The following is a 4,905-nucleotide window of genomic DNA, read 5'->3' as shown; positions in this document are numbered from 1 at the left end:
GAAATGGAGGTGATCTGGACTGTATGGGTAATGAAGACAATCAAAAACAGCCGGAAGAGCTTGAGCAAAATAAGCGTGAAACTCCGATGACTTTCATCGGAAGGGTGATCACGACTGGCTTTGTCGGCGGAGTGCTTTGGAGTGCACTCGGTGAGCTTGCGTACCTTTTTAAGTTCTCCGAAGTCAATGCAAACATGATTCTCCAGCCTTTTGTCATCGGCGATTGGAAAAACGGATTTCTCGGGACGTTTATCAGCATCCTGCTGATCGGTGTTATTTCCATCGGAGCTGCCCTGCTTTACTACGGCACTTTGAAGCAGGTCAAAGGCATGTGGGCAGGCATTGTATATGGAGCCGTTTTGTGGGCTGTCGTGTTTTACCTGTTCAATCCGATGTTCCCAGATGTTCAGACTGTGGCTGAATTAAAGAGGGAAACGGTTGTGACGACGCTTTGCATTTACCTACTTTACGGTTTATTCGTCGGCTATTCCATTTCGTTTGAATACAATGAGCTCAATTCTGAAAAGTTGACGCGGGCCCTTGGAGAAACAAGAGAATAGTGCCTGATCAGGAAGCAATATGATAAAATGTTCACTGTAAGTGGACATTTTTTTGCGTGATGAGAAGGGGGAGGCAGAGTTGCCGCATATTTTAATATTGAACGGACCGAATTTAAACCGGCTTGGAAAACGCGAACCCGATGTATACGGTACAGACACATTAACTGATTTGGAACAAAAACTTTTTCAATTTGCCGAAGGCATTCAGATTGAATTGACTTTTTTTCAATCAAACCACGAAGGGGACCTGATTGATGCTCTTCATGAGGCAGAGGAACAATACGATGGAATTGTCCTGAACCCGGGGGCTTTCTCCCATTACAGCTATGCCATCCGCGATGCGGTGGCAGCAATCAGCATACCGGTGATTGAGGTCCATCTTTCAAACCCTCATGCGAGGGAAGAGTTCCGGCACCGCTCGGTCATCGCTCCGGTTGCAAGAGGCCAGATCACGGGACTCGGCTTTGAAGGTTATAAGCTGGCCATCTGTTATTTTATGAACGCAAATAACAAATAGGGGGACTAGTGGACAATGAAACTAAACAAATTGAGAGAGCTTTTCGGCGGTTTGGGTATTGACGGGATTTTGGTGACGAGCAGCGTTAATCTGCGGTACATCACCGGATTTACCGGATCTTCAGGACTGGCGGTCATCTCCGGCGACCAAGCGGTCTTTATTACAGATTTCCGCTATACAGAACAGGCGAAAGATCAAGTCAAAGGCTTTGACATTGTTCAGCATGCCGGCGGAATCGTTCAAAAGGCCGCCGAAGTGATCAAAGAGATGGGGATAAACAAAATCGGTTTTGAACAGGATAAAATGACATACGGAACGTATGCCGCCTACAAAGAGCAGCTTGGCGCAGCTGAACTCGTTCCTGTTTCTCAATCTGTGGAAAAGTTGCGCTTGATTAAGTCTAGTGAAGAGATTAAGATATTAAAGGAAGCTGCAAAGATTGCAGATGATGCATTCAGCCATATTCTGACGGTCATAAAGCCCGGCATCACCGAAATTGAAGTCGCCAATGAGCTCGAGTTTTACATGCGGAGCCAGGGAGCGGATCATTCGTCCTTCGATATGATCGTGGCATCAGGCGTACGCTCAAGTCTGCCGCACGGAGTGGCAAGCGGCAAAGCGATTGAGAAAGGCGACCTTGTGACATTGGACTTCGGGGCTTACTATAAAGGTTACTGCTCGGACATAACGCGTACGGTCGCGGTAGGAGAGCCGGATGATGAGCTGAAACGCATTTATCAAACCGTGTTTGAGGCGCAGGCTATCGGCATGCGGAGCATCAAGCCAGGAATCACCGGGAAACAGGCTGACGCTTATACAAGGGACTACATATCTTCACAAGGCTACGGCGAGTATTTCGGTCATTCAACAGGCCACGGCCTCGGCATGGAAGTTCATGAAAGTCCGGCGCTTTCAGCACGTTCGGACCAGATGCTTGAAAAAGGCATGGTTGTAACGGTTGAACCGGGAATTTACATACCGGGAAAAGGCGGGGTCAGGATAGAAGATGATATTGTCCTGACAGAGGAAGGAAACGAATCCCTTACCCATTCCGCGAAAGAATTAATTATTTTATAATCCGTTTGATTGGAGCAATAGGAGGATAATCATGATTTCAGTAAACGATTTTCGTACAGGATTAACGATTGAAGTAGATGGAGGCATCTGGCGCGTTGTTGACTTCCAGCACGTTAAGCCGGGAAAAGGTGCGGCATTTGTCCGCTCCAAACTGAGAAATCTTCGCACAGGCGCGATTCAGGAAAAAACATTCCGCGCAGGTGAAAAAGTGGCACGCGCCCAAATTGAAACAAAAACGATGCAGTACTTGTATGCCAACGGCGACCAGCACGTTTTTATGGATACGACATCTTACGAGCAGCTTGAGCTGAACGAGAAGCAAATCGAACACGAGCTCAAATTCCTGCTTGAAAATATGTCTGTCCACATCATGATGTATCAGACAGAGACGATCGGAATCGAACTTCCGAATACAGTTGAACTGAAAGTTGTGGAAACAGAACCGGGCATTAAAGGCGACACAGCCTCAGGCGGAACAAAACCGGCAAAAACAGAAACAGGCCTTGTTGTCAACGTGCCGTTCTTCGTAAACGAAGGAGATACGCTTGTTGTCAATACTTCTGACGGATCTTACGTATCAAGAGCATAAGAGTAACAGCGGGAAAGAGCCGGCTTCATTGAAGCCGGCTCTTTTTTTGCTGTCTGAAATCTTTTACCTCTCACAGGCCAAATAGAAAAATCGGAAGACTACTTTTTCAATGAGGAGCATAGATTGTAAAAAAAGAGGATGTGTTACTGGAGGTTTAAGATCATGAAGCTTTTCTTTGGACAAGTCAATCCGACGGTTTTGACAATGGCTGCGTTAAGAGTGGTATCATCTTTGATCGAACTGACGGCGGCTGTCGTAATGCTTTTGACAAACGACGTCAGAAAAGCCGTGGCGGTCAACAGTGTGCTTGCGATGGTCGGACCGCTCATCTTTATTATTACAATGACAATCGGCATCTATCAGATTGCAGGGCAGCTTTCTTACGCAAAGCTGATTTTGATCTTTATGGGAGTGGTGTTGATCATCGCGGGGATCTATAAATAGTGACACATGATAAGAGAGACCGACTTGTCATAATGTCTTCCGTTGATCATACATTTTTATAGAAGACAAGCAAAAAGAGGAGGGAGTGTTTTTGCATCACATCACAGAGATTCTCCCCGATACGATCAAACGCGCGCTCAACGGTTTTGGCGACCATGAAATCAATCAGATAGAAGAAATTCGGATTCGGACAAGTCGTCCGCTCGAACTGGTGAACAAAGGAAAGCCACGCTTTCTCCCTTATGCGGCGACGCCTGAAGACTCGGCGCTTCTTTTAAACAGGCTGGGAAATTACAGCATGTATACACTGGAAGAGGAATTGAAAAAAGGATATGTCACGATCAGAGGCGGACACCGCGTGGGGCTTGCCGGCCGGGTTGTCGTCGAAAACGGAGCAGTCAAAGGAATCAGAGAAATATCATCATTTAATATCCGCATTGCCAAAGAAAAAATCGGCATTTCCGAACCGTATGTCCCTCATTTATTTCAAAACTCGTGGCTGAACACGCTGATCATCGGTCCGCCGCAAACCGGAAAAACAACACTGCTCAGAGATCTCGCCAGGCTGATCAGCTCAGGGAGCGGCAACGTGTCTGCCAAAAAGGTGGGAATCGTCGACGAAAGGTCTGAAATCGCAGGTTGTGTAAACGGTATCCCGCAATATCGGCTCGGCGACCGGGCAGACATCCTTGACGCCTGTCCAAAAGCGGAAGGCCTGATGATGATGATCAGATCGATGAGTCCGGAGGTTATGATCGCCGATGAGATCGGAAGAATGGAAGACGCAGAAGCGCTCTTGGAAGCGGTCCATGCGGGGGTGTCTGTCATCGTTTCGGCTCACGGCTCCTCATATGCCGATATCGCCAGGCGTCCATCATTGAAAATGCTTCAGGAGCACCGGGTTTTTGAGAGAATCGTGGAACTATCCAGAAAGAACGGTCCCGGCAGCCTGAGCCGCATCTTGAACGGGAATGGAGAGCCGCTCGGTGCGGCGAAGAGGATGTTATTATGCTGAAGCTTTTAGGTGCCGTGCTTATTTTGGCAGCAGCCACATGGACAGGATTTGAAATGGCGAAGCCTTTCAGGGATAGACCGAAGCAAATCCGCCAGCTGTTGGCCGCTTTGCAGTCTTTAGAGGCTGAAATCATGTACGGGCACACACCGCTCCTTCAGGCGTCAAAGCAGATCGCACACCAGCTTTCCGGGCCGATAGCTTCTTTGTTTCAGACATTTGCAGAACAGCTGGAAAAAGGCAGCGCTTCAGCGGGGACGGCATGGGAAGACAGCTTGGAGAAAGTATGGCCCGAAACGGCTCTCAAAAAGAAAGAATACGAGATTTTACGGCAATTCGGCGAAACGCTTGGCCGTCATGATCTGATTTCTCAGCAAAAACATATCAAACTGGCGTTAACCCATTTAGAGACAGAGGAAGCTGAAGCAAATCTCGCCCAGGCGAAAAATGAAAAAATGGTGAAGAGCCTTGGGTTCTTGTCGGGACTGCTGCTGATTCTTCTATTGATGTAATGAAGAGGGGAGCATACACGAAATGGGAGTAGACGTAAATATTATTTTTCAAATTGCCGGCGTCGGGATCGTCGTCGCTTTTCTTCACACCATACTGGATCAAATGGGGAAGAAGGAATATGCCCAATGGGTCACGCTTTTAGGATTCATTTATATATTGTTCATGGTGGCTACTGTTGTCGATGATCTATTCC

8 protein-coding genes are annotated in these 4,905 nt (G+C 47.5%); all 8 read left to right on the top strand.

Features of this window, described 5'->3' with window-relative positions:
• The first annotated feature begins 23 nt into the window (after positions 1-23).
• Positions 24-560, top strand: coding sequence for a YqhR family membrane protein (locus C1T29_RS14685; RefSeq protein ID WP_020452150.1), 537 nt, complete (start codon positions 24-26; stop codon positions 558-560).
• Positions 561-639: 79 nt separating this feature from the next.
• Positions 640-1,077: a type II 3-dehydroquinate dehydratase gene (gene aroQ, locus C1T29_RS14680; protein ID WP_020452149.1), complete on the top strand. Its 438-nt coding sequence runs from the start codon at positions 640-642 to the stop codon at positions 1,075-1,077.
• A gap of 15 nt (positions 1,078-1,092) precedes the next feature.
• Positions 1,093-2,154, top strand: coding sequence for a M24 family metallopeptidase (locus tag C1T29_RS14675; RefSeq protein ID WP_020452148.1), 1,062 nt, complete (start codon positions 1,093-1,095; stop codon positions 2,152-2,154).
• Positions 2,155-2,185: 31 nt separating this feature from the next.
• Positions 2,186-2,743: an elongation factor P gene (efp, locus tag C1T29_RS14670; RefSeq protein ID WP_020452147.1), complete on the top strand. Its 558-nt coding sequence runs from the start codon at positions 2,186-2,188 to the stop codon at positions 2,741-2,743.
• Positions 2,744-2,905: 162 nt separating this feature from the next.
• On the top strand, positions 2,906-3,187 hold the full coding sequence (locus C1T29_RS14665; RefSeq protein WP_003183412.1) for a YqhV family protein: 282 nt from the start codon (positions 2,906-2,908) through the stop codon (positions 3,185-3,187).
• Between the two features lie 91 nt (positions 3,188-3,278).
• Entirely contained in the window at positions 3,279-4,202 is a 924-nt protein-coding gene (gene spoIIIAA, locus C1T29_RS14660; protein ID WP_023855174.1) for a stage III sporulation protein AA, read from the top strand.
• Complete coding sequence (gene spoIIIAB / locus C1T29_RS14655; protein ID WP_020452145.1) at positions 4,196-4,711, top strand: stage III sporulation protein SpoIIIAB; 516 nt, start codon at positions 4,196-4,198, stop codon at positions 4,709-4,711. The genes spoIIIAA and spoIIIAB overlap by 7 nt, the downstream gene beginning before the upstream one ends.
• Positions 4,712-4,733: 22 nt before the next feature.
• Positions 4,734-4,905 (top strand): stage III sporulation protein AC (gene spoIIIAC, locus C1T29_RS14650; RefSeq protein ID WP_208945472.1); only part of this gene is annotated, 172 nt, incomplete at its 3' end.

This window comes from Bacillus sp. MBGLi79, assembly GCF_002953915.1.
The sequence above is the reverse complement of the archived record's forward strand: the minus strand, read 5'-3'. Positions and strand labels throughout refer to the sequence as shown.